Source organism: Bacteroides salyersiae (assembly GCF_031172035.1).
GTDB classification, from domain to species: domain Bacteria; phylum Bacteroidota; class Bacteroidia; order Bacteroidales; family Bacteroidaceae; genus Bacteroides; species Bacteroides salyersiae.
This window is the reverse complement of record NZ_CP133452.1, coordinates 2,110,777-2,135,178: the sequence shown is the minus strand read 5'-3', so window position 1 is coordinate 2,135,178 and position 24,402 is coordinate 2,110,777. Positions and strand designations below refer to the sequence as shown.

Here is a 24,402-nt window from a genome sequence, read left to right as displayed (position 1 = left end):
TTATTGTTTATAATACTGTGAAAGAAATAAGAAGTAATTATGCTACCGGAGGTCCGCGCAGATAATGGGAATAAGAAAGCGCATATGCTATCTTTTCCGGATAAGTAACCCGCTCATAAGGGACGAGCGGCAATATCAGTATAAAATCGGATGAATCGGCTTCCGTAAAAAGAGAAAGAGAGTATTTACAGACAGCACAATCATCACAAGCATTATGCGAATGGTGGGAATGATGAGTATCCGGACAAGAAGCAGACACGGCATTTTCCGCTTCGTGATGGTGAAATGCTTTCACCACGAAGAAAGGCATGAATGTTGCAAGCAACAACCATGAAATGCAGACTCTTTTTCTAATGCTTCTTCTCACCGGGTCTTTATTTACATCATAAAGGGAATGGCACAAAGATATATATCCGGGTCTATATATGCAACTATGCTACCTGTATTTTCATAAAATACCCATTAATTTACCAATAGATAGGTATATTAAGATATCTGTTACTCCGATAATCGAATTATGCGAAAATAAATCCTTATTTTTGCAGGTACATTAATTATTATCGTATCAAAAGCCATGCGTTATAAACTATCAGTTCCTTCCGCCGTGAAGGCTACCATACAATTACCCGCTTCTAAAAGCATCAGTAACCGTGCACTTATTCTCAATGCGCTTGCCCAAGGCACTACTCCGCCATGCAACCTGTCCGATTGTGACGACACGCTCGTCATGATTAAAGCATTGGATGGAAACAACGAAACCATAGATATCATGGCAGCAGGAACTGCCATGCGTTTTCTGACCGCTTATCTGAGTACGACTCCCGGAACCCATATTCTCACCGGAACAGAACGGATGCAGCAGCGTCCTATACAAATACTGGTCAATGCCTTACGTGAATTAGGGGCACAAATCGACTATGTGAATAAAGAGGGATATCCCCCCTTACGTATTCATGGAAAAGAACTGACGGGAAATGAAATCACCTTGAAAGGGAATGTCAGTTCGCAATACATCTCTGCACTACTGATGATCGGACCCGTTCTGAAAAACGGACTTCGCCTGCATCTTAGCGGAGAGATTATTTCCCGCCCTTACATCAACTTGACATTACAGCTGATGAAAGACTTCGGCGGACAGGCTTCCTGGCTTTCGGAAAGCAGTATCGAAGTGTCTCCGAAACCTTATATACCGGTATCATTTATGGTAGAAAGTGACTGGAGTGCCGCTTCCTACTGGTATCAGATAGCCGCTCTGTCAGAGAAAGCGGAAATCGAACTTATCGGCTTGTTTCCCAATAGTTATCAGGGAGACAGCCGTGGTGCAGAGATCTTTGCGCGCCTGGGTGTAGAAACCGAATTCATCCACGAAGGAGTTCTCCTGAAGAAAAACGGAACACTCCCGGAACGGTTAGACGAAAACTTCATAGATATCCCCGACTTGGCACAAACATTCGCAGTGACCTGTTGTCTTTTAGGCATCCCCTTCCGCTTCACCGGCCTGCAAAGTCTGAAAATAAAAGAGACAGACCGTATTGCTGCATTGGAAAACGAGTTGTATAAACTCGGCTATATCCTTTGCGACAAACAAGACAGTATACTCTGTTGGGAAGGTGAGCGTTGCGAACCGGAAGCCGAGCCGGTGATAAACACCTACGAAGACCACCGTATGGCAATGGCTTTTGCACCGGCAGCCGTCCGTTTCCCGAAGATGCGCATTGCAGATCCGCAAGTGGTGACCAAATCCTATCCGTCTTACTGGGAGAACTTGAAACAAGCAGGATTCAAAATCAGTATAGAACAACCCTGACAGTTCCAACACCACAAAGGCCAGATAATAATCTGTGTTAATCTATATAACCTGTGGTGAATAAATGAGTACCTTTGTCTCCAATTTAAGGATTTCGAGAATATGTGGATATTATTAATAAGCCTGTTATTGCTTGCCATCGTGGCAATGATTGCTGGATACATCCGCAACAGAAGGCTGCAAAAAAAGATAGACGCCGGAGAGTTGGAAAGCTTTCCCGAAGTGAAAGAAGTAGACGCAGAATGTTGCGGACAGCACGAAGTCTGTGAAAAAGACAGCCTGTTGGCTGCTGTAAGTAAAAAGATAGAATATTACGATGACGAGGAACTGGACCGATTCATCGGCCGGGCACCGGAAGCATATACAGGTGACGAAATAGAAATGTTCCGTGACGTATTTTATACCATGCAGGAGACTGACGTAGCCGGATGGGTGCGGAGTCTGCAATTACGCGGTATCAATCTGCCCGATGATATAAAAGACGAAGTTTTTCTCATTATAGGAGAACGGAGAATACATCCCTGAGATTATAATAAGTAACTCCCTTTCTCCGTTATTAATAATTAGTAAGTTAAGCATCTGGATGGATCTGTTACAATATACCTTTTTTCAACATGCCTTGTTAGGTAGCCTGCTGGCCAGTATAGCCTGCGGAATTATCGGCACTTATATAGTGACGCGCCGGCTGGTATTCATCAGCGGAGGAATTACACATGCCTCCTTCGGCGGCATCGGCTTGGGATTGTTTGCAGGAATATCCCCTATCCTTTCGGCGGCCATATTCTCGGTATTATCGGCTTTCGGAGTAGAATGGCTGAGTAAACGGAAAGACATGCGCGAAGACTCTGCCATTGCCGTATTCTGGACATTAGGGATGGCATTGGGCATCATGTTCAGTTTCCTCGCGCCGGGATTCGCACCGGACTTGTCTGCCTATCTGTTTGGCAATATACTTACCATCACCACAGGAGATTTGCTGATGCTCGGTATACTTGCGACATTACTTATCCTATTCTTTTGCCTGTTCATCCATCCGATTATTTATGTGGCATTCGATCGTGAGTTCGCCCGTTCGCAAGGAATCCCCGTAGCAGCATTCGAATATCTTCTGATGATGTTTATTGCCTTAACCATTGTCTCCTGTCTTCGTATGGTAGGCATCGTGTTGGCCATCTCGTTGCTTACCATCCCGCAAATGACGGCAAACCTGTTCACTTACAGCTTCAAACGCATCATCTGGTTATCCATCGGTATCGGATTTTTAGGATGCTTAGGCGGCTTGTTCGTATCCTACCATTGGAAAGTACCCTCCGGGGCTTCTATCATATTCGTATCCATCTTAATCTATGCCGTATGCAAAGTAATAAAAAGATGAGAGGTAATGTGCCAATGTGCCAATGTGCCAATGTGCCAATTAGCTGCGCTGTGAAAAAAGTTAGCAAAGTAATTGGCGCACGGGTACATAAATTCATTGGCACATTGACTCATTTCCGCATTGGCACATTGGCACATTGGCGCATTGGCACATTATTAATCATCCTATTACTTACGGGATGCTCGACTAAAAAGAATACGAAAGGAAGCCGTTTCTATCATGCGATGACTACCCGCTACAATGTATACTTTAACGGGAATGAAGCCTATAAATCGGGATGTAAAGCTATCGAAAAGGGGAATAAGGATAACTACATGGAGATGTTGCCGCTCTATCCTATCGGTAATAAATCGACGGTCGGTACCGGAAGCGGTGACTTTGAACGTGCCATCGAAAAATCGCAAAAGGCCATCGCCGTGCACTCCATCAAGCGAAAACCTCCCCGGAAGCCGGGAAAACGCTATACACCCGAATACAAACAATGGCTGGCACGCCGTGAATTCAATCCGTTCCTGCACAATGCCTGGATGCTGATGGGAAAAGCACAATTCCAGAAAGGAGACTTTCCGGAAGCAGCCGCTACTTTCTCATACATCGCGCGACTCTACGCCGGACAACCCAAAATCACGGCAAATGCCCGTATTTGGCTTGCCCAATGCTACACACAGATGGGGTGGTATTATGATGCGGAAGATGTTTTGCAAAAAGTGAACAATGACAGCCTTCCGGCTACACTGGCTCCGGCATATTCCAGAACATATGGACACTACTTGCTGGGAAGCCAACGTTACCGGGAAGCCATTCCCCACCTGCTTACTACCATCAAAAACGAAAAGAACAAACGGCAAAAATCCCGCGAGTATTTTCTTTTGGGACAACTATACCAATTGTTGCAAGACCCGGCTAAAGCATATCAGGCCTATGGAAAGGTTATCAAACTCAGCCCTCCCTATGAGATGGAATTGAACGCGCGTATCCGCCAGACGGAATGTTTTTCATATGGAGAACTAAGTAATCCCGCACAAGTAAAGAAGGCCACAGACAAATTGTACCGGATGACACGCAGTGATAAAAACAAGGAGTACCTCGATCAGATTCATTATGCATTAGGAAACATCTATCTTTCGGCCAAAGACACTGCCCAAGCTATCAAAGAATATCATCTGGGAGTAGAAAAGAGTACACGCGGAGGGGTGGAAAAGGGAATACTGCAACTCACCTTAGGCAATCTTTGCTGGCAAATGGGCCGCTATGCCGAAGCACAAACGGCCTATGCTGATGCCACCGGGTTGCTGGACAAGACACATCCGGAATATGAAGAGCTCACAAGACGTTCTGAAGTATTGGATGAGTTGGTGCCTTTCGCTACTGCGGTAGAATTGCAAGACAGTCTGCAACATCTGGCGTCATTGGACAGTGCTGCCCGTATGGTGGTAATCGATACATTGATAGCACGGGTTATTCAGAAAGAAGAGGAAGAAAAAAGATTGGCAAAAGAGGCCGAACGGGACGCCATGCGTGAAGCTGTTGCTGCCGAAAATGCTGCCAATGCTCCACAAAGACCGACTACCACACAACCGACTGTCCCTACCGGAGACAATTCCTGGTATTTCTATAATTCACAATTGGTGACACAGGGTAAAGCAGATTTCCAACGTCTGTGGGGACGCCGCAAATTGGAGGATAACTGGCGAAGACGAAATAAAACCGTGGTTTCTCTGGATGACTTCGACCCTGTCAATTACGATGAACCGACAGCAGAAGGAGACTCGATCGGCAATGGAGGTACTCAAGACGAAAACATATCCGGTGACGGCGAGAGCCTGCAACCTGCTGCTCCGGGTTCGGAACTGGCTGCCGACACAACGGCCATCGACGAAAAGAATCCGTTGTTCTACCTGCAACAAATTCCATTGACGGAAGAAGCGATGGCGGCTTCCAACGAAATATTGTCGGATGGATTGTTTAACATGGGAATGATATACAAAGATAAGCTGGAAGATTTCCCACGTGCAGAACATTCGTTCGGACGGTTAATCCATGATTTTCCCGACTTCGCCCAATTGGATGAAGCATACTACAACCTGTTCCTGATGTTGGGACGAATGGAACGCATGGCGGATGCCAATCTTTACAAACAGCAGTTGATCGAGCGTTTCCCGGACAGCAAATATGCCAAGACACTCTCTGATCCGGACTTCGCCTACAACGCCGTTTATGGAAAGCATTTGGAAGACTCGCTCTATGCCGACACGTACAAAAAGTATCAGGCAGGGGAGTATAACCGGGTAGTGACGAATGCGGAGTTATCCGCAAAGAAATATCCGATGGGGCAACACCGCCCGAAATTCATGTTCCTGCATGCCGTAAGCGCCTTGCAAAGAGGAGACCAGAAACAATTCCTCAGCGAACTGAAAGAGCTGGTGCAGCAATATCCGGAAAACGAAATTACCGATCTTGCCGCACATATCCTGAAAGGAGTACAGGAAGGCCGTCTTCTGTCGGAAGGCAGTGTTTCTTTCGGAAGTATATGGTCACGCAGAAATGCCGACATTGCTTCAGACAGCACACGGACAGCCGGAATGGACAGCATTCCGGAATTCAGCGCGGAACGTAACACACCATTCGTGTTCGTCCTTGCGTACGAAGAAGGAAAGGTAAACGAGAATCAGCTTCTTTATGAAGTGGCCCGTTACAACTTCTCCTCATTCATGGTAAAGAACTTCGACCTCGCCTTCTCCCACGACCGGGGTATCGGCCGGTTAGTCATCAGTTCCTTCGCCAATTATGACGAAGCGCAATATTACCAACGCCAGCTCTACGCTGATCCGCATATGAACGAAAGGCTCAGCGGAATGAGAGCGATCCTTATTTCTCAAGCCAATTATGAACTATTGAACCAGTTCTATAGTTTTGATGATTATGACACCTTCTATCAACGCACTTTCAATCCGTTACCGGCCGGTACAGACGAAGACCTGCCGATAGACGGCAGCACGTTGGATGAACCGTTGCAGAACCTGCCACCGGTAGACGAGAACGCCACGGAAGACGAAGATGAAGGCGAAGAGATAGACGATACCGGCGGCTCTTTCTATGTATACTAAAGCGTATCCCTCACGGGTATCGCCATGAAAGCGCAACCAAATAGTAAATAGTAAACTGTAAATAGTAGATATCAAGATGAAGAAAGACCGATTACTTTGGGTAGATGACGAGATAGACCTTCTCCGCCCGCATATTCTTTTCCTCGAGTCGAAAGGCTACGAGGTTCATACTGTAAGTAACGGACAAGACGCTCTTGACCGTTGCCGTGAAACGGACTATGACCTTATCTTCCTTGACGAGAATATGCCCGGTATCAGCGGGCTCGAGACATTGGCACAGATAAAGGACATCTCTCCTACCGTGCCTGTTATCATGATTACCAAGAGTGAGGAAGAGGATATTATGGATATGGCAATCGGCAGTAAAATAGCCGATTATCTGATTAAGCCTGTCAATCCCAACCAGATACTCTTATCTTTAAAGAAAAACCTGCACCGCCGCGACATTGTGTCGGAAGTGGCGCAAACGGCTTATCAACAGAATTTCGGTAAAATAGGCATGCAGATCAATGACTCCCTGACTGCCGACGACTGGATAGAGCTCTATCGCCGTCTCGTCTATTGGGAACTGGAGTTGGAAGCAAGCGACAGCCCCATGAGCGAAATGCTGTCCATGCAAAAGACAGAGGCCAATACCGCCTTTGCCAAATTCATCAAGAGAAACTACCTTGACTGGATGAAAACAATGGATCCCACACGCAAAGGGAATGTTCCGCAGGAGGCCCCAATGATGAGTCCGGACTTGATGAAACGCAGTATTTTTCCTTTGCTCGACCAAGGGGAGAAAGTCTGTTTCCTTGTGCTCGACAACTTCCGTTATGACCAATGGCGTGTTGTAGCCAGCGAGTTGTCGGAACTTTTCACTTTCGAAGAACAACTCTATTTCAGTATTTTGCCTACGGCCACGCAATATGCACGTAATTCGATATTTTCCGGACTCATGCCCGATCAGATAGCGCGTATGTTTCCTGATTTGTGGGTGGACGAGGACGAAGAAGAAAGCAAGAATTTGAATGAAGCTCCACTGATACGAACCTGCTTCGACAGGTATCGCCGTCAGCATACTTTTTCGTATCATAAAATAAACGATGCATCTGCCGGTGAACGCCTTGTCGCCCAGCTTCCGCAACTGATGCAAAATGATCTGAACGTGGTAGTATTCAACTTTATCGATATGCTGAGCCATACCCGCACGGAAAGTAAGATGATCCGCGAACTCGCTTCTACGGAAGCTGCTTATCGTAGCCTTACCCTGTCATGGTTTCGCCATTCACCGGTACGCGACTTGCTGAAAGAACTTGCAGCCCGAAAAGTACGGGTAGTGGTTACCACCGATCACGGCAGTATCCGCGTAGACAATCCTATCAGAGTACAAGCCAACAACGGAGAAATCAACACAAACCTGCGCTACAAACTATCGCGCAATATGTCGTACAATCCGAAACAAGTATTCGAAATAAGCCGCCCGGCAGATGCCCTGTTGCCATCGCCCAATGTAAGCACGAAGTACATCTTCGCCAGTGGACGTGACTTCCTGGCCTATCCTAACAACTTCAATTATTATGTATCTTACTATACTAACACTTTCCAACATGGAGGTATCTCGATGGAAGAAATGATCATTCCGCTTATCACGATGAAGGGAAAATGAGATGATTCGAGATGGGAGAAGGGAGATTTGAGATGGGAAAATGGAGATGGGAGAATTTAGGGGGGTGTTTAGAGAAAAGGGAAGAAAAACATGATGTAATTAATAGTAAACAGTAAATTGTCCAATAGGAAATAAAATTATGGAAATTAAAATTCAATCATTAGACCAGATACACGAAGCCGCACGGGAGTTTATCTCTGCTATGGGTGACAATACGGTCTTTGCCCTTTACGGAAAAATGGGAGCCGGGAAGACTACCTTTGTAAAGGCACTTTGTGAAGAGTTAGGGGTTTCGGATGTTATCACTTCTCCTACGTTCGCTATCGTCAACGAATACCGTTCCGATGAGGGAGGTGAATTGATTTACCACTTCGATTTTTACCGGATCAAAAAGCTCAGCGAAGTATACGATATGGGATATGAAGACTATTTCTATAGTGGTGCTCTCTGTTTCATAGAATGGCCGGAACTGGTGGAAGAACTCCTTCCGGGTAATGCCGTAAAGGTAACCATTGAAGAATTGGAAGACGGAAGCCGGAAAATCACTCTTTAGTAAACGATGACACCGCACTACTTTATTCTGGGTCTGTTCGCCCTTGCCGGAATCATCTCCCTCCTTGCTTCATTATTAAATTGGGGATGGTTCTTCACTGCACACAATGCACAAGCTGTTGTCAGACGAATAGGTCGTACCCGTGCCCGAATTGTTTACGGTATATTGGGATTGTTATTGATTGGGATGGCCTTCTTTTTCCTCCATTCTCTTGGAATTACGATTAGAATGTAGTATATTTGCCAATGTAATCATAAAGTAGATTCAGTTAAACTGTACATAAAGGAGGAGATCGCAAGATTTCCTCCTTTCTTTTATATATACCCGTGAAAGGGGTTCCAAACAGGATATTTAGTATACTTTAGAACAGTGTTTGCCGGAAATATGCCGGCATGTTACGGTTCGTCACACGGCATGTTACGGTTCGTTTCATTACTTCTTACAACGCTTTGCATTATCGGTTGCAGTAGAAAAGGTACTTTTTGCCGGATGACGTTCTTTTTAGTTAAGAATAAGTAAATCTGCTCTTGACAAAAACAGGAGACAATGACAAACCGACATCGATTACAATCCGGAAAATGATAACATATCAATCACTTATCACTAACCATTAACCACTTGTCACTAACCGCTCGTCACTAATCGTTTAACCGCTGCTAACCATCATATCAACTGTCTCGACTTCATCTCCAAATATTTATTGATAACATCGACAGACAAGTTATCGGGAGTAGTCAGGACGGAATAGATGCCGTGTTGTTTTAGCGTATTTACGATAAGCCGTTTCTCATACGCAAACTTCTCGGCAATGACATGACGATAATACCCCTCAGTGTCCACAGGTTTTCCGGCAACATATTCTTTCAGATCGGCATCTTCAAAGAACACCACCAATAAGCGATGCTGGCGAGACAGTTGTTGCAGATAAGGCAGTTGCCGGTTCATACTGTTGAGGTTACTGAAATTGGTATAGAGTATTAACAAACTGCGTTTCCCTATATGTTTGGCCAAGTGCACGCACAGGGCGGAGAAGTCGGTTTCCCCGAAAGTGGTCTCCTGCGCATAAAGACTTTCGAGCAAAGTCTGCATCTGCCCCGTCTGCTTGGAAGCAGGGACAAAGGTATCGAAATGTTCGTTAAAAGTCACCAGCCCCGCTTTATCATCTTTACGTATAGCCACATACGAAAGAACAAGTGAGGCATTGATGGCATAATCCAACAAGGTCATTCCTTTAAAAGCCTGCTGCATGATACGCCCTTTGTCTATCACATTATATATCTGCTGCGAACGTTCGTCCCGATATACATTGACCATTAGCTGATGCCGCCGTGCACTGGCTTTCCAGTTGATCGTACGATAATCATCTCCTTTCACATAATCCTTTATCTGTTCGAACTCCGTCTGATGACCCACTTTCCGGATTTTCTTTATACCTAATTCCGTGAGGTTATCACTCATAGCAAGCAACTCGTAACGGTGTAACATCAAGTAAGAGGGATATACTTTTATCTTTTGTGGCCCGGCATCTGTAAAACGACGTTCAATCAGTCCGATACGCGTAGTAACAAACACACGGATGTATCCGAAACCATACGTCCCCCGCCGGGTGGGATACAGATGATAGGTAATCGTTTTCCCTTCACCGCTTCCGAGAGACAATTTAAAACAGATATCACGCTGCTGGAATATAACAGGCACCTCATCGATAACCGACAACCAGACAGGGAAAGCATAGCTGCTTTCCACGCGCAAATGTACCTCGTTATCATCTCCATTCGAGAAACGGGAAGAACATTGCCGGAAACTCCTGATTCCCTTCGTGCGATAGAGAAGAAAAAAATCCATCGCAACCGCAAAAATTAAAACAGCCAATGCGATCTGCCCCAACAGGAACAGAGTACCCAACATATACCCGCCGCAAAGCAGCAGGATAATGACAAGGATAAACAGATAAAAACGCCGGGACAAATACATGAATTTATTTACGATTTGACGATTTACGATTAAAATAACTCTTTTTTATACTTTATTATTTATAAGCTTCTCATTCTATGAAGTTTTTGTTCCATCAGTTTCCGTTTCAAGGCTTTTAATCGATATTCAATGACAACTTTTCCTTCTCCCATCTCAATTCTCCCGTCTCCCCTCTCAATTCTCCCCTCATTTCGGTACCTCTACTTTGTCGATGAGCCGTTGCGTCACCTTTACCGGAGAATAGCCTTCCATTTCTGCTTCTGCTGTGAGAATAAGGCGGTGCTGGAGTACATAGGGAGCTACGAACTTAATGTCCTCGGGAGTTACGAAATCGCGTCCCTGCAGAAGGGCATACGCCTTGGAGGACTGCAACATAGCCACAGAAGCACGGGGCGAAGCACCCAGATAAACCGCTTTACTGGTACGGGTTTGCTGCACGATAAGAGCAATATACTGCAACAGTGTGCGATCCACGAACACCTTATCCATCAGCTTGCGGAATGCCAGCAATTCGTCACGGGTAATTACGGGATGAACATCTTCCAGCTTCACCAAAGCAGCATTCGTATGATGGCGTTCAAGAATACTCACCTCCTCTTCCAACGACGGATAATCCATCGTTATCTTCATCAGGAAACGGTCGAGCTGAGCTTCAGGAAGTTTATACGTACCCTCCTGTTCCACCGGGTTCTGAGTGGCAAGAATGGTATAAAGTTCTCCCATCCGGTAAGTTGAGCCATCGATACTGGCCTGCCGTTCCTCCATCACTTCAAAAAGGGCGGACTGTGTTTTTGCCGGAGCACGGTTGATCTCGTCCACCAACACCACATCGGCAAATACAGGACCGCGATGGAAATCAAACTCATTGGTCTTCAAATTAAAAACCGTAGTACCCAACACATCACTCGGCATCAGATCGGGTGTAAACTGTACGCGGCTAAACTCAGCGTCGATCAGACGCGCCGTAAGACGGGCAAGCAATGTTTTCGCCACACCGGGCACACCCTCTATCAGCACATGACCGTTGGCAAGAATCGCTGTAAGGACAAGATCTACCGTGCGTTCCTGTCCCACAATGATCGAAGCGATCCGTGCTTTCAGCGCACCGATCTTTTCGGCAAAAAGAGTTAAATCAGTACGTGGAACTTCATTCTGTACCTCTTCCACAGAAGATGCGGAAGGCGTTGCTTCTGCCATGGGTTCATTCATATCATTCATAAGCTATCTATTATATCGGGTTCAATATTTCATTTATTATCATCTACATCCGGCTTAATATTTCATTCATGCCGTCTATATAATCTTTCATCTCCTGTTCCGAAACGTTCCGCTCCCCCTTGATGACAGGCCGCAAGCCGGCAAAGAGCCTTGCAATCTTCTCTTCTTCCATACCCGTTTTGTTGGCTATTTTCCGGTAAAGGGTTCCTTCATCGACCTCCTCTTCCACATCTACCTGTATATTCCGTCGCAAAGCCTCTGCAAAATAAGTAAACTTCTTACGCACCAAATCCGCATGATTCTTCTTCTGAAAGTATAGCGTCCCTATCAGTTCGGTAAATTCCAGTGTCTTGTTCTCCGGTTGGCGGATAACCGGAATCGGTCTCTGCCGCCTACGAGCAGTAAACGCCATGAAGAGCACGAGTGCAATCATCGTCAGATAAAGCCCCCAGCGAAGAGGTGGCTGCGACAGAAAATAACGGAATGGCGAACGTTGTTCATACTCCGATTTATTATAAGCCTCCGTGCGATACAACGGCAAGTCTTTCGCCGGTGAGAGCAAACGGAAGATATAAGCGGCATTATTTTTATCGAGTACACCATAATTGGTAAACAGCAGAGGAGTAGAGATAAGGACAATCTCTCCTTTCCCTACAGGACGCCGCAGAGCAAGCACTCCCGTAGGCAATTCAACAGGAAGTCGTACCGAATCCTGCGACTCGGGCAATGTATCTTTCAACTGGCTTCGTATCAGACTATCTGCAGCTAACGTTATCGAGTCTTTTCGTGACGCGGCTGCCCGGTCTCTCCTCACCAAGGGTACGGAAAGCGAATCATATTTTGTAAAAAAGGCATCACACAGTTGCGGATAAACCTCGAAGATCGCCGCAGGATAAGCACTCGCAGAATCAGCCAACCAATACAGGCTGTCGCGACGATTGACCGCCCCTACATATTTCTTTAACTCCGAAGCACGAAACCATGCATAAGACATATCATACCCTAATGTATCGGACAGCGAAAAACCGGTAGCCGCCAGTATCACCTTATTCCCCCGTTCTGCCAGACGCATAATCGCATTTCTATCGGTTTTCGTAAACTGAAAGCGCTGGGCAACAGCAAGTATGGCAAGAGGTTCGTCCGTCGTATCATTCTCAAAATTATAGAAAGTCCAATCATTCAAATAATAATCTCCCGGCCAGGAATCCGTCAGCACATCATCGAAAATAGCACATCCGAACGGCTGGTAATCATACCGGCTGAAAGTAGGATTCCACACAAACTTCTTCGGCAGGTTATATTCCACCAGAAACATGACAGCCAGAAAGAGCACCATAGCGAGAATAAACCAACGACTGCCTTTCATACCCCACCTCCTTCTACCATTTCCTTCTGAAAGGCTTGCATCTCACGATAAAGGACAACGGTTGCTTCAAAGTTACCATAGCGAACGCGAAGAAAACGATTGGTCAATTCACGGAAAGGAGTTTTCAGGGTGTCAATCTTTATTTCATAAATATACTCGGTCGGCGTCTTATAAGGTTGCCAGTCTATTTTCCCGGCGTCACTCAAAAACTTCAAGGTCTGAAGATAAAGCAGTCTCACTGCTTCCCGGTAATCATTGCGGAAAACGGCCGCGTCTATCTCTTTCTGAAAATCCACGCCATAGATGGTATCCTCCTCCACGCGGTAGGGCAAAGTTCTTTTCGAACGCATAAACAGTTCCGGACGCTTCTTATAGATAAACCAGACAATCAATAATAGCGCAACGACAAACAACGCAACCAAGATCGTTTCCGTATATTTTTCAGCAAATGTGCTACCGAATATTTTCTGCAACAACTTACCCAACCACAAATTAAGCCACGCAATGAGATCGAACTCAGGCGTGATTAATTCACGGTTATAATCATACTCCGGTTGACCTTGCCAATAGGCAACGGTGAGCGAGTCATAAACGATCGTATCGGCTGGTGCAGTCATCCGATCGTACTATCAAAGATTATCGAAATTATCAATGTCTTCTTCTACAGAAACACTGTCCACCACTTCGGAAGCATGTCCGTATTGATAAGCCAGGCCGATAATGGTGAATATGGTAGAAAGATACATTCCGAAAGCCTGTAGAATCCCCATTAAATAGAGGAAGAAATTATAAACGGGAGAGATGGTAACCGCACTTCCACTATCACTCATAGCGAAAAAGTATTTCACAATAGTAGCCACATACCAAGGCAGCATTGTGATACCTTGCAGGATACCGCCAATCAATCCCATTATCAAAGCAATGAGAAAAACACCGCCCCAAGTCGCAAATCCCAAACGGTACGTCTTTTTGAATGCTTCCCAGATACCGATATTTTCAAACAAATAAATCGGCGAAAACAAAGACAGAGGAATCACACAAGCCACCAGCATCGGAAGAGTGAGAATCAAGGTGAAAGGAGTAAGAGCGGCCAACAACCCCATAACCACACATAGGATAATCATTATCAATATACCGAACAAGGTAAGTTTCAACAACCGGCCCACATTTTTAAACAACAGAGATTTCAAAGAAGAAAGGGTAACTCCTTCCAAGCGCTCTTCACGTTCATTGTAGGTCTTGATCAGTGCATAAACCAGTGAGGTAAGGATAACAGAGCCGATGAGGTAACAAATTATAGTCAATCCGTAATTCACCCAGAACATCGTTCCGAAATCTGCCAAAGGATTGGCAGCGCCGGCCTTAACCCCCATCGTAATACCCATAGAGCCATTCATCAGCCCATTCAGGCTCAATGCCTGAATCAGACACAAGGGCAATATCAGATACGTGGCAAACTTGAACAAAGGTTTCCAGTTCTCCTTTATAAAATCAAATGAAGCGTTCATCTTATCCCCGAAAGAACGCTTTACATACATTGCTACTTTAGCTTTTTGTGACTCCATGTTGTTTTCTATTTGGTAAATAAATATAGTAGAAGATAATAAATGCAAGTGAAAGCAGAATGATACCTAACCGGAGTACCGTTGGAAACTCGGTATGACGCGTAAGGAAACCTTCTATAAAACCCGCCATGATAAATACCGGAACGGTTCCCACAACTATTTTCAATCCCCTCTTGGCTCCCCGCCGGAAAGAAGCGGTGCGCGAATAAGTACCCGGAAACAGCCAGCTATTTCCAAGTGCCAGTCCGGCAGCACCTGCCACAATGATCGCCCATATCTCAAGCGTACCGTGCAGCCAGATGGCCAGCATAGATTCGGCCAACAGTCCCTCTCCGTAAAAGAAAGTCTGAAAAGCCCCTACCATGATTCCATTAGAAAGCAACATATACCCTGTTCCGAAACTGGTCAACAATCCCATCGCAAAGCAATTGAAAGATACCATGATATTATTCAGCGTAATGCCCAAGAACATAGGCATCTCCTCCGAACCGTTATATACCGCCATCGGTTCACCGTTAGCTATATTTTCAAGTGTCATATCCACATAGCCATTGCCCAGAATCAACCGGACAAAGTTCGGATCATTCCAAGCCGAAATGATACCTATCACAACACTGGCAGCGAAAATGAGAAAAGATACCAACAATTCCTTACGGGCATCATGCATCGTTTGCGGCACTTCCTGCGTCCAGAAAGTAATAATCCGAGTCCACTTTTCGCGCTTATTGCGATAAATCACATTGTGCAATGCAAAAGCCAGATTGTTGAGATAAATGGTGATACGGGAAGAAGGATAATGGGTCTGTGCAAAAGCTAAATCGGCGGTAAGTTCCGTATATGCGTCGGCCAGACGGTCGGGATTAAACTTATCAGCTTTCTCCACCACCTTCTCTGTCTCTTTCCATTTTTCAATGTTCCGGCGAATAAACGTAACTTCTTTCATCGTTTAAGGGATTCGAATAGAAGTTTTGTCCGAATCCGAAGCAAAAGTAAGAGATTTATGATATATTTGCAACGGAATCACAAAAATGTTTAAAAAGAAATGGCAGAATCCACTATTATTACAGGACAGTTTGTACGTATCAGCCAGACACCAGCAAGTATAGGCGAACGTATGCTGGCTCTGATTATAGACTATTTCTTCCTGTTCATTTATGTAATAGGATTTAGTGTTACTCTGTCTTATCTTAGGATTCACGCTTATTCCGGCTTTTCATTCTTCTTTCTTTTTGTGATTGTTTACCTGCCGGTACTCTGTTATTCGTTGTTGTGCGAAGTCTTCAATCGCGGGCAAAGTCTGGGAAAACGTCTGCTGAATATCCGGGTGGTGAAAGCTGACGGATCCACGCCGAGTCTTAGTTCTTATCTGCTGCGTTGGCTTCTCTTTCCTATCGATTTGCCGATCACAGGCGGATTGGGAGTTATCGTCATTTTATTGACTAAGAATCATCAGCGTTTGGGTGATCTGGCCGCCGGAACAATGGTCATTAAAGAAAAAAATTATCGTAAAATACAAGTCAGTCTCGACGAATACGACTACCTGACCAAAGGTTACCATCCGGTATATCCTCCGGCAGCCGATTTATCACTGGAACAAGTGAATGTAATTAATAAAACGCTCTCTTCTGGAAGTAAAGACCGTGCCCGGCGTATACGGCAACTGGCCGACAAAGTACGTACACTCCTATCCATAAAGCAGACAGAAGGAAGTGACGAGAAATTTCTACAAACGCTGTTGAGGGATTATCAATATTATGCCTTAGAAGAGATATGATAAAAGAGTAGTAAGTAGTTAAGTAGTAAGTAGTTAAGTAGTCAAGTAGTAAGTAGTTAAGTAGTAAGTAGTGAGTAGTTAAGTAGTCAAGTAGTGAGTAGTTAAGTAGTCAAGTAGTGAGTAGTTAAGTAGTCAAGTAGTAAGTAGTTAAGTAGTCAAGTAGTGAGTAGTTAAGTAGTCAAGTAGTAAGTAGTTAAGTGGTAAGTAGATAAGTAGGTAAGTGGTAAGTAGATAAGTAGGTAAGTAAGAGAAATACATTAAGCAAATCATTTCTACTTGACTACTTAACTACTCACTACTTGACTACTTAACTACTTAGCTACAACAGGAATTCCGGAAACGAGTTATTCTACTTGCCCCAGAGAGTTTCCATATTCCATTTCTCCCTGTACCACAAAAAGAATCTCTTCGGGATCAAACTCTCCCATTTCATCTTTCTTGGCCTCCTTAACAATATAGTCCACCACTTGCTCCAGGTCAATGTTGACATAACCTTCTTCATCAGGTTGGGCATCCAAGATACCACTTTCAGAGTAATACTCGTCAATCAAATCCAAGAAATAGTAAAGTTCATCATCAGTGAACTTTTCCTTCAGTTCCTGCGGCAAATAGTTTTTAATGTACTCAATGGTTTTTTCATCATCGGCATCAGCAAGTAAAAAATCGTCTTCCAGTCCCATAGTTCAATGTTATTAAGTTGAAAGCTTATAAATTATAATAAGTTCTTCACTTTTTCCACAAATACAGGTTTGCCAACCGCACCTACCTGCTTATCTACAATCTCTCCGTTCTTAAAAAAAAGAACAGTCGGAATATTACGGATACCATATTCGGCAGCCATATCGCTATTTTCATCTACATCGCATTTACCGATGATAACCTGTCCTTCAAACTCCGTTGCCAATTCCTCGATGATAGGACCTACCATCTTACAAGGCCCGCACCAAGGGGCCCAAAAGTCAACAACAACCGGCTTTCCTTCTGTGAGGATCTCCTTATAGTTGCTGTCTGTAATTTCTAAAGCCATAATTTTAAAAGTTAATAGTTAGAATTAAGCAGCCCGGAAGTTTTATATACCCTCCGTGCTACGTTGCAAATATAATCAATTTATCCGAAACTCAAGTTCGGGACGTTCCTTTAAATAAGAGATCAATTCTCTCCCTACCGACAATTTTACCGGGCGGGATATCAGATCGACCACCATCTTTTCATCCTTATCGGTTACCTTAAAATAAAGCTCGGTATTTCCCGGATGATCTTTGGTCAATGAAGACAGTTCCGCCACAAGAGCAGAGTTCAAAGCAGACAAAGGAATCAGAATTGTAATCTTCTCCACTAATTTCTCTTTTACATCGGGAAGCAACTCCATCGAGGTGATCTTGACATCCAATTCTTCCGGACGCCATTGCTTAGGCTGGCAACGCGCCTTTATAAACAAGAAAGTACCTTCACCCAGATAACCCTGGAAGGTAACCCAATCGTTTCCGAAGAAAGGAAGTTCTGCCGAGCCGGAATAATCTTCTATCTTGGCAATGCCGTAAGGATTACCGTTCTTGCTGATTCCTCTGCGCACACTGGTCACAATACCTCCCATCGTAATCTCCCTACCGGCCAAAGCAGTCTTATCTTCAAGTTCGGCCATATGCGTATTGCAAACATGATCGAGCACAATGGCATATTCGTCCAACGGATGAGCCGACAGATAGATACCTACCAGTTCCCTCTCTTTATTCAGACGTTCCAAATCTCCCCAACGCTCAGCCGGCAGAATCTCCGGTGTTGCAATATCGATCACATTTTCTCCGCCAAACAACGAATTAACTGCAGCCGCCTTGTCGGCTTGGTAACGGTTACCATAACGCATCAGTGTTTCAAGGAAAACTTCTCCTTTCGAATTGACAGCAAAAAACTGTTCACGTTTCAACTCCGGAAAACTATCAAAACCACCCGACAACGCAAGGCATTCCATATTCTTCTTATTACAAGCATTCAAGTTGACCCGCTGTACAAAATCAAAGATACCCTTATACGGACCATTTGCCCGCCGTTCGTCCATGATACTCTGTACTGCAGCCTCTCCTACTCCTTTTACAGCACCAAGGCCAAAGCGAATGTCACCATGCTTGTTTACCGTAAACTTCAAGTTACTTTCATTCACATCCGGCCCCAATACCTGAATACCCATTGCCTTACATTCATCCATCAGCTTCGTGATATCGGTAATGTTCGACAAGCTTCGACTCATAACGGCAGCCATATACTCCGACGGATAATTTGCTTTCAGATAAGCTGTCTGATAAGCCACCCATGAATAACAAGTAGCATGCGATTTATTAAACGCATACGAAGCAAACTTCTCCCAGTCAGTCCATATTTTTTCCAATACTTTCGGATCGTGCCCATTCTTCCGACCACCTTCAATGAACTTTGGTTTCATGTGGTCCAGCTTATCACGCAATTTCTTACCCATCGCCTTACGCAGAGCATCCGACTCTCCACGGGTAAAATCGGCCAACAAACGGGACAGGAGCATTACCTGTTCCTGATATACAGTAATACCGTATGTATCTTTCAGATATTTCTCCATTATGGGAATATCATACTCGATCGGTTTGCGTCCGTGTTTACGATCGATGAAATCGGGAATGTAATCCATCGGTCCCGGACGATAAAGGGCATTCATGGCAATCAAGTCTTCAAAAGTCGTAGGTTGCAACTCCCTCAGGTATTTTTGCATGCCGGCAGACTCAAACTGGAACGTACCGACCGTACGCCCGTCACTATAGAGCTTGTAAGTAGCCGGGTCTTTAATGGAAATCGTATCGATATCCAGCTTTTCTCCTTTACTCAACCGAATATTTTCAACCGCTTCCTTAATGATGGACAAAGTTTTCAATCCCAAAAAGTCCATCTTAATCAATCCCGTATCTTCAATAACCGATCCCTCATACTGGGTAACAAGCATCTTTTCGCCTGTTTCCTTATCATCGGCCGTACTTACCGGCACCCAGTCGGTTATATCATCCCGGCAGATAATGGTACCACAGGCATGTACACCTGTACCACGCACATTACCTTCGAGCATCAAAGCATATTTCAATGTATCACGCACCAACGGATCAGGCGAAGCCTCAGCCGCCTGCAACTCCGGCACATAATCGATGGCATTCCGCAAATTCAGCTTTTTATCAGGTATTTTATCAGGCACCAATTTCGCCAGTCTGTCCGATTCAGAAAGAGGCAGTTTCTGTACACGCGCCACATCTTTGATAGCCAATTTCGTTGCCATCGTACCATATGTAATAATATGAGCCACCTTCTCATGACCATATTTTTCTGTTACCCAACGAAGCACTTCACCGCGTCCGTCATCATCAAAGTCAATATCGATATCAGGCAATGAAATACGATCCGGGTTCAGGAAACGCTCAAACAGCAAGTCATACTGAATCGGGTCGATTTTCGTAATCTGCAAACAATATGCAACAGCCGATCCTGCTGCCGATCCACGTCCCGGCCCGATGGAAACACCCATGTTCCGGCCTGCAGCGATAAAGTCCTGCACAATCAGGAAGTATCCCGGAAAACCCATCGTCTTCATGATATGCAATTCAAAAACAAGCCGTTCCTTTACTTCCGGACTCAAAGGGTCTCCATAAAATTTCTTCGCACCGTCAAAGGTCAGCTTTTTCAGATAATCCGCTTCGAGCTTGATACGATATAATTTATCATAACCACCCAAACGCTTTATCTTATCGTTTGCCGCCTCTTCGCTCAACACTACGTTTCCATTCTCATCTTGTGTAAATTCGTCGAAAAGATCTTTCTCCGTATACTTTTTGCGGTATTCTTCTTCCGTTCCGAAATCTTCGGGAATAGCAAAAGTAGGCATAATGGGCGCATGGTCGATGGAGTAGTACTCTACTTTATCAAGAATTTCGAGTGTATTGCTCAATGCTTCCGGAACATCAGCAAAGAGTTCGTTCATCTCCTCACGAGTCTTCATCCATTCCTGTTTGGTATAAAGCATACGTTTCGGATCGTCCAAATCCTTGCCCGTACTTAGGCAGATAAGACGATCATGCGCCTCAGCATGCTCTTCATTCACGAAATGAACGTCGTTCGAACAGATCAGCTTTACATTATATTTTTTTGAATATTCAATAAGGTGCTTATTCACATTTACCTGCAAAGGATATGCCTCGTGGTTCGCGCGGGGCACAGTAGCCTTATGACGCTGAAGTTCCAGATAATAATCTTCTCCGAACAGATTTTTATACCACTGAATGGCTTCCTCTGCTTCATCCAGCAATCCCTGAGTTATTTTCTTGGGTACTTCCCCTCCCAAACAAGCCGAACACACAATCAGGCCTTCGTGATACTTTTCCAATTCGTTGCGATCTGTACGCGGACGCATATAATATCCTTTCGTCCAAGCCTTAGACACTAACTTTATAAGATTATGGTATCCTTTCTCATTTTTGGCAAGAACAATCAAGTGATAGCCACTTTGGTCGGGTTTCCCTTCTTTCTTATCCAACGTACGGCGGGCTACATACATCTCACAACCTATGATGGGCTTGAATAATTTCGCTTCCGCTTCCGCTATTTTAGCCTTACAAGCGGCTATTTCCGCCTCCTTGTCTTCGCACTCCACTTTTCCGGCTTCAATAGCAGCCAGACGTTTCTTCTGGTCCTTTATCTCGCCTTTCGGCCCACTGTTTTTCTTATTGACATAGTTCGTGAATTCCTTGATACCGAACATATTTCCGTGATCGGTAACCGCAATTCCCTTCATCCCGTTCTTCATCGCTTTATCAACCAGCGCACTGACACTGGCCTGGCCATCCAGAAGCGAATACTGGGTATGGACATGTAAATGAACGAAATCCTGCATATTGATAGGTTGATTATTTTGAGCCATAAAAGTACAATCTATAAGGTTACTAACAAAAATAATGCCCAAAAAGTTATCAACATGTGTATTTCTATCGCTATTTACTTGCTGGATTTTCAAATTAAGTATATTTTTGCAGACAATTATCATTCATTAGCGCACATGGGTCGACTTAAGAAATTAAAAAAGATACGTATTCACCGTGAAGGCACACACATATTATGGGGCAGCTTGCTGTTACTACTACTTATCAATGTCGCCCTTTACTATGGAATAGAATGTAAACTGCCTTTTTATCTGGTGGTTCTGACCAGTATCATCGTTTACGGATTGATGGTTAACTTCTTCCGTTGTCCGAAGCGTCTTTTCGGAGAAGAAACGGAAAAGATAGTCGTAGCACCCGCTGATGGCAAGATTGTAGTTATCGAGGAAGTGGACGAACACGAATATTTTCACGACCGTCGTATTATGGTATCTATCTTTATGAGCATCCTGAATGTACATGCCAATTGGTATCCGGTAGACGGGACAGTGAAAAAGGTATCCCACCACAATGGTAAATTCATGAAAGCCTGGCTGCCCAAAGCCAGCACAGAAAACGAGCGCTCTACAGTAGTCATCGAAACCCCGGAAGGTGTGGAGATTCTGACACGTCAGATTGCCGGAGCAATGGCACGCCGCATCGTCACTTATGCCGAAGTAGGCGAAGAGTGTTACATCGACGAGCACATGGGATTCATCAAATTCGGTTCGCGTGTGGATGTATACCTTCCATTGGGTACAGAGATATGTGTTACAATGGGACAATTAACAACCGGTAATCAAACGGTTATCGCCAAACTGAAATAAAAACTGTCACAATGGCAAACATTTTCACTAAATATATCCCCAACACAGTAACCTGCCTAAATCTTTTTTCCGGTTGCATTGCTTGTGTCATGGCTTTTGAAGCACGCTACGAATTGGCTTTTATTTTTATTATACTAAGTGCGGTTTTTGACTTTTTCGATGGCATGCTGGCACGCTTACTGAATGCTCATTCCCCAATCGGTAAAGATTTGGATTCATTGGCTGACGACATCAGTTTTGGCGCAGCACCTGCATTTATCATCTTCTCCCTATTTAAAGAGATGCACTATCCTGCAAATATCGAATTCATAGCTCCTTATATGCCATATGCAGCTTTTCTTATTGCAGTGTTTTCAGGCCTGCGATTAGCTAAATTCAATAATGACACTCGTCAAACTACTTCTTTCATCGGTCTTCCGGTACCTGCCAATGCACTGTTTTGGGGATCATTGATAGTAGGAGCCCATGATTTTCTCATAACTCCGGCTTGTCATCCCGTCTACATTTTGATATTGGTAATACTTTTTTCATGGCTATTGGTGTCGGAGATTCCAATGTTCTCATTAAAATTTAAAAATTTATCCTGGAAAGACAACAAAGTCAGTTTCATCTTTCTGATCATATGTATTCCACTACTTATTTTATTAGGCATTAGCGGATTTGCAGCAGTAATCGTATGGTATATTATACTTTCACTTTTTACAAGAAAAAATAAATAAACAATCCTTTTGGCACGTTTGTTGTACTATCAGTTTCAAACAACGTATAAAACTAATAGCCCATGCATATCTTAGGATTAATATTCATTTTTATCATAGCTATCTTTATTATCGGCGTCTCAGTCATAGGCGGCATCCTACGAGCTATTTTCGGCTTCGGACGACGTTCACGACCAACTCCGCACACTTATGCAACATCCGGTGAGAGGAGACAACAGCAAAGTTCTCAAAGAAGAGAGGAAGAAGAGGAAGTATGCAATACGGAAGAGAACATCCACCCCCGAAAGCATAAGAAGATCTTCACGAAAGACGAAGGAGAATACGTTGACTTTGAAGAAATTAATTAATAATTATTCATCTTTTCGCTGCAAAAAAGGCTTTCATCAATGCAGCACACTCTTCCGCAAGCACCCCTTTGACAACGATCGTTTTGGGGTGCAATGCCTGAGCGGCATACCGTTGATATCCACGCTTCTCGTCTTCCGCTCCAAATACTAATCTTCCAGTTTGTGCCCAAGCTATAGCCCCGGCACACATTACGCAGGGTTCCACAGTTACATAGAGCGTACATTCATTCAGATATTTTCCACCAAGAACATTAGCGGCAGCAGTGATGGCTTGCATCTCGGCATGGGCAGTCACATCATTCAGTGTTTCCGTCAGATTGTGGGCACGCCCGATAATACGCTCCTTACATACGACCACAGCACCTACGGGAACTTCTCCCCTATCAGCCGCTTTCTGCGCTTCAACAAGCGCTTGCTTCATAAAATAAGTATCATCCAGCATATCATTACATTATCAGCGTCTCATATCGTGCTCACCAAAAAGGGTGGGATAATCTTCTTCCATATTCTTATGAATAAACATAAGAATCGTCTCGCGAAGCCAACGTGATTTATTTGTGATCTTATACTTTTCCAAATAACGATCTACAATCATCTGCTCGTCTTCGCTTAATAAAATGCTCATCCTCCGTTCACGCTTTGTAACTTCGTCGTGCATTCTCAGACACTTTTTCCCTCTCCTTTTCATATATTTTGCAAAATTACTTTTCCTTCTGTAAAAACAAAGAATAAAAAAGAGTATTTTTGCATTCCGACAGCTAAATTATGGTTATTAGCCACTAAGTCCCAGCTGCCAGCTACTAAATTCTAACTACTGACTACTCAAAAAATATGGCCGAGCACAACGAATTAGGAAAAGCCGGAGAAACTGCTGCGGTAGCTTATCTGGAAGCCCGTGGTTATGTGATCCGACACCGAAACTGGCGAAAGGGTCATCTCGAATTGGATATTGTGGCAGCTAAGGATAATGAATTGATCGTTGTAGAGGTCAAAACACGAAGTAGCAATGATGTCATGCAACCGGAAGATGCAGTAACCCACCAAAAGATAAAAAACACGGTGAGAGCCGCAGATACCTATATCAAACTTTTCCAAATTGACGCACCGGTACGCTTTGATATCATCACAGCCATAGGCCGGACCGGCAATTTTAAAATAGAGCATATAAAAGAAGCTTTTTATCCACCCTTATTTTAAAAA

The 24,402-nt window shown here is 44.3% G+C and carries 24 protein-coding genes; 12 read left to right on the top strand and 12 right to left on the bottom strand.

The genetic code is table 11. The annotated features are described in order from the left end of the window. Positions 1-37: 37 nt before the first annotated feature. Complete coding sequence (locus tag RB604_RS07885; protein ID WP_025818967.1) at positions 38-367, bottom strand: hypothetical protein; 330 nt, start codon at positions 365-367, stop codon at positions 38-40. Positions 368-574: 207 nt separating this feature from the next. Between RB604_RS07885 and RB604_RS07880 the strand changes: the two genes are divergently transcribed. The 7 genes from RB604_RS07880 (at position 575) to RB604_RS07850 (ending at position 8,727) form a co-directional block, all read left to right on the top strand. Beyond that, complete coding sequence (locus RB604_RS07880; RefSeq protein ID WP_007478749.1) at positions 575-1,807, top strand: 3-phosphoshikimate 1-carboxyvinyltransferase; 1,233 nt, start codon at positions 575-577, stop codon at positions 1,805-1,807. 102 nt (positions 1,808-1,909) lie between these two features. Next, complete coding sequence (locus RB604_RS07875; RefSeq protein WP_005925897.1) at positions 1,910-2,332, top strand: hypothetical protein; 423 nt, start codon at positions 1,910-1,912, stop codon at positions 2,330-2,332. Between the two features lie 58 nt (positions 2,333-2,390). Next, positions 2,391-3,182, top strand: a complete 792-nt coding sequence (locus RB604_RS07870; protein WP_005925900.1) for a metal ABC transporter permease — start codon at positions 2,391-2,393, stop codon at positions 3,180-3,182. Positions 3,183-3,232: 50 nt separating this feature from the next. Further along, on the top strand, positions 3,233-6,289 hold the full coding sequence (porW, locus tag RB604_RS07865) for a type IX secretion system periplasmic lipoprotein PorW/SprE (protein ID WP_443983716.1): 3,057 nt from the start codon (positions 3,233-3,235) through the stop codon (positions 6,287-6,289). 76 nt (positions 6,290-6,365) lie between these two features. Next, the gene (porX, locus tag RB604_RS07860) at positions 6,366-7,940 is read left to right on the top strand and encodes a T9SS response regulator signal transducer PorX (protein ID WP_007478751.1); all 1,575 of its coding nucleotides are present in this window, start codon (positions 6,366-6,368) and stop codon (positions 7,938-7,940) included. A gap of 139 nt (positions 7,941-8,079) precedes the next feature. After that, positions 8,080-8,493 carry a tRNA (adenosine(37)-N6)-threonylcarbamoyltransferase complex ATPase subunit type 1 TsaE gene (gene tsaE, locus RB604_RS07855; protein WP_005925909.1) on the top strand — a complete coding sequence of 138 codons (414 nt, stop codon included), beginning with the start codon at positions 8,080-8,082 and terminating at the stop codon, positions 8,491-8,493. Positions 8,494-8,499: 6 nt separating this feature from the next. Continuing rightward, positions 8,500-8,727: an immunity 17 family protein gene (locus RB604_RS07850; RefSeq protein WP_007478752.1), complete on the top strand. Its 228-nt coding sequence runs from the start codon at positions 8,500-8,502 to the stop codon at positions 8,725-8,727. Between the two features lie 429 nt (positions 8,728-9,156). Here RB604_RS07850 and RB604_RS07845 read toward each other — a convergent pair whose 3' ends face one another. The 6 genes from RB604_RS07845 to RB604_RS07820 all read right to left on the bottom strand — a co-directional run bounded on the left by RB604_RS07845 (position 9,157) and on the right by RB604_RS07820 (position 15,559). Next, positions 9,157-10,467, bottom strand: a complete 1,311-nt coding sequence (locus tag RB604_RS07845; RefSeq protein ID WP_055293502.1) for a DUF58 domain-containing protein — start codon at positions 10,465-10,467, stop codon at positions 9,157-9,159. Positions 10,468-10,653: 186 nt separating this feature from the next. Beyond that, positions 10,654-11,664: an AAA family ATPase gene (locus RB604_RS07840; protein ID WP_122281997.1), complete on the bottom strand. Its 1,011-nt coding sequence runs from the start codon at positions 11,662-11,664 to the stop codon at positions 10,654-10,656. A 64-nt stretch (positions 11,665-11,728) separates the two neighbouring features. Then, positions 11,729-13,051 (bottom strand): DUF4350 domain-containing protein, encoded by a 1,323-nt coding sequence (locus RB604_RS07835; RefSeq protein ID WP_055293499.1) that lies wholly within the window; start codon positions 13,049-13,051, stop codon positions 11,729-11,731. After that, complete coding sequence (locus RB604_RS07830; RefSeq protein ID WP_007478756.1) at positions 13,048-13,668, bottom strand: DUF4129 domain-containing protein; 621 nt, start codon at positions 13,666-13,668, stop codon at positions 13,048-13,050. Before RB604_RS07830 ends, RB604_RS07835 begins: the two co-directional genes overlap by 4 nt. A gap of 12 nt (positions 13,669-13,680) precedes the next feature. Further along, positions 13,681-14,616: a hypothetical protein gene (locus RB604_RS07825; RefSeq protein ID WP_005925928.1), complete on the bottom strand. Its 936-nt coding sequence runs from the start codon at positions 14,614-14,616 to the stop codon at positions 13,681-13,683. Next, entirely contained in the window at positions 14,597-15,559 is a 963-nt protein-coding gene (locus RB604_RS07820; RefSeq protein WP_055293497.1) for a stage II sporulation protein M, read from the bottom strand. The genes RB604_RS07825 and RB604_RS07820 overlap by 20 nt, the downstream gene beginning before the upstream one ends. Positions 15,560-15,658: 99 nt before the next feature. Between RB604_RS07820 and RB604_RS07815 the strand changes: the two genes are divergently transcribed. Next, positions 15,659-16,390 carry an RDD family protein gene (locus tag RB604_RS07815; protein ID WP_005925933.1) on the top strand — a complete coding sequence of 244 codons (732 nt, stop codon included), beginning with the start codon at positions 15,659-15,661 and terminating at the stop codon, positions 16,388-16,390. 344 nt (positions 16,391-16,734) lie between these two features. Here RB604_RS07815 and RB604_RS07810 read toward each other — a convergent pair whose 3' ends face one another. The 3 genes from RB604_RS07810 to dnaE form a co-directional block, all read right to left on the bottom strand. After that, entirely contained in the window at positions 16,735-17,070 is a 336-nt protein-coding gene (locus RB604_RS07810) for a hypothetical protein (protein WP_005925937.1), read from the bottom strand. 32 nt (positions 17,071-17,102) lie between these two features. Next, positions 17,103-17,417: a thioredoxin gene (gene trxA / locus RB604_RS07805; protein ID WP_005925940.1), complete on the bottom strand. Its 315-nt coding sequence runs from the start codon at positions 17,415-17,417 to the stop codon at positions 17,103-17,105. Positions 17,418-17,492: 75 nt separating this feature from the next. Next, positions 17,493-21,287, bottom strand: a complete 3,795-nt coding sequence (gene dnaE, locus RB604_RS07800) for a DNA polymerase III subunit alpha (RefSeq protein WP_005925943.1) — start codon at positions 21,285-21,287, stop codon at positions 17,493-17,495. A 162-nt stretch (positions 21,288-21,449) separates the two neighbouring features. Here dnaE and RB604_RS07795 point away from each other — a divergent pair, with 162 nt between their 5' ends. The 3 genes from RB604_RS07795 to RB604_RS07785 all read left to right on the top strand — a co-directional run bounded on the left by RB604_RS07795 (position 21,450) and on the right by RB604_RS07785 (position 23,202). After that, positions 21,450-22,136 (top strand): phosphatidylserine decarboxylase family protein, encoded by a 687-nt coding sequence (locus RB604_RS07795; protein WP_025818970.1) that lies wholly within the window; start codon positions 21,450-21,452, stop codon positions 22,134-22,136. Positions 22,137-22,147: 11 nt separating this feature from the next. Next, complete coding sequence (gene pssA / locus RB604_RS07790; protein ID WP_007478757.1) at positions 22,148-22,855, top strand: CDP-diacylglycerol--serine O-phosphatidyltransferase; 708 nt, start codon at positions 22,148-22,150, stop codon at positions 22,853-22,855. 62 nt (positions 22,856-22,917) lie between these two features. After that, on the top strand, positions 22,918-23,202 hold the full coding sequence (locus tag RB604_RS07785; RefSeq protein WP_005925952.1) for a DUF4834 family protein: 285 nt from the start codon (positions 22,918-22,920) through the stop codon (positions 23,200-23,202). Between the two features lie 7 nt (positions 23,203-23,209). On the opposite strand, the gene RB604_RS07780 is transcribed toward RB604_RS07785, so the two are convergent. Both RB604_RS07780 and RB604_RS07775 read right to left on the bottom strand, forming a co-directional pair. Further along, positions 23,210-23,644 (bottom strand): nucleoside deaminase, encoded by a 435-nt coding sequence (locus RB604_RS07780; protein ID WP_007478758.1) that lies wholly within the window; start codon positions 23,642-23,644, stop codon positions 23,210-23,212. 12 nt (positions 23,645-23,656) lie between these two features. Continuing rightward, positions 23,657-23,890, bottom strand: coding sequence for a hypothetical protein (locus RB604_RS07775; RefSeq protein ID WP_005925957.1), 234 nt, complete (start codon positions 23,888-23,890; stop codon positions 23,657-23,659). 143 nt (positions 23,891-24,033) lie between these two features. On the opposite strand from RB604_RS07775, the gene RB604_RS07770 reads away from it, so the two are divergent. Further along, the gene (locus tag RB604_RS07770) at positions 24,034-24,399 is read left to right on the top strand and encodes a YraN family protein (RefSeq protein ID WP_005925960.1); all 366 of its coding nucleotides are present in this window, start codon (positions 24,034-24,036) and stop codon (positions 24,397-24,399) included. Positions 24,400-24,402 lie beyond the last annotated feature (3 nt).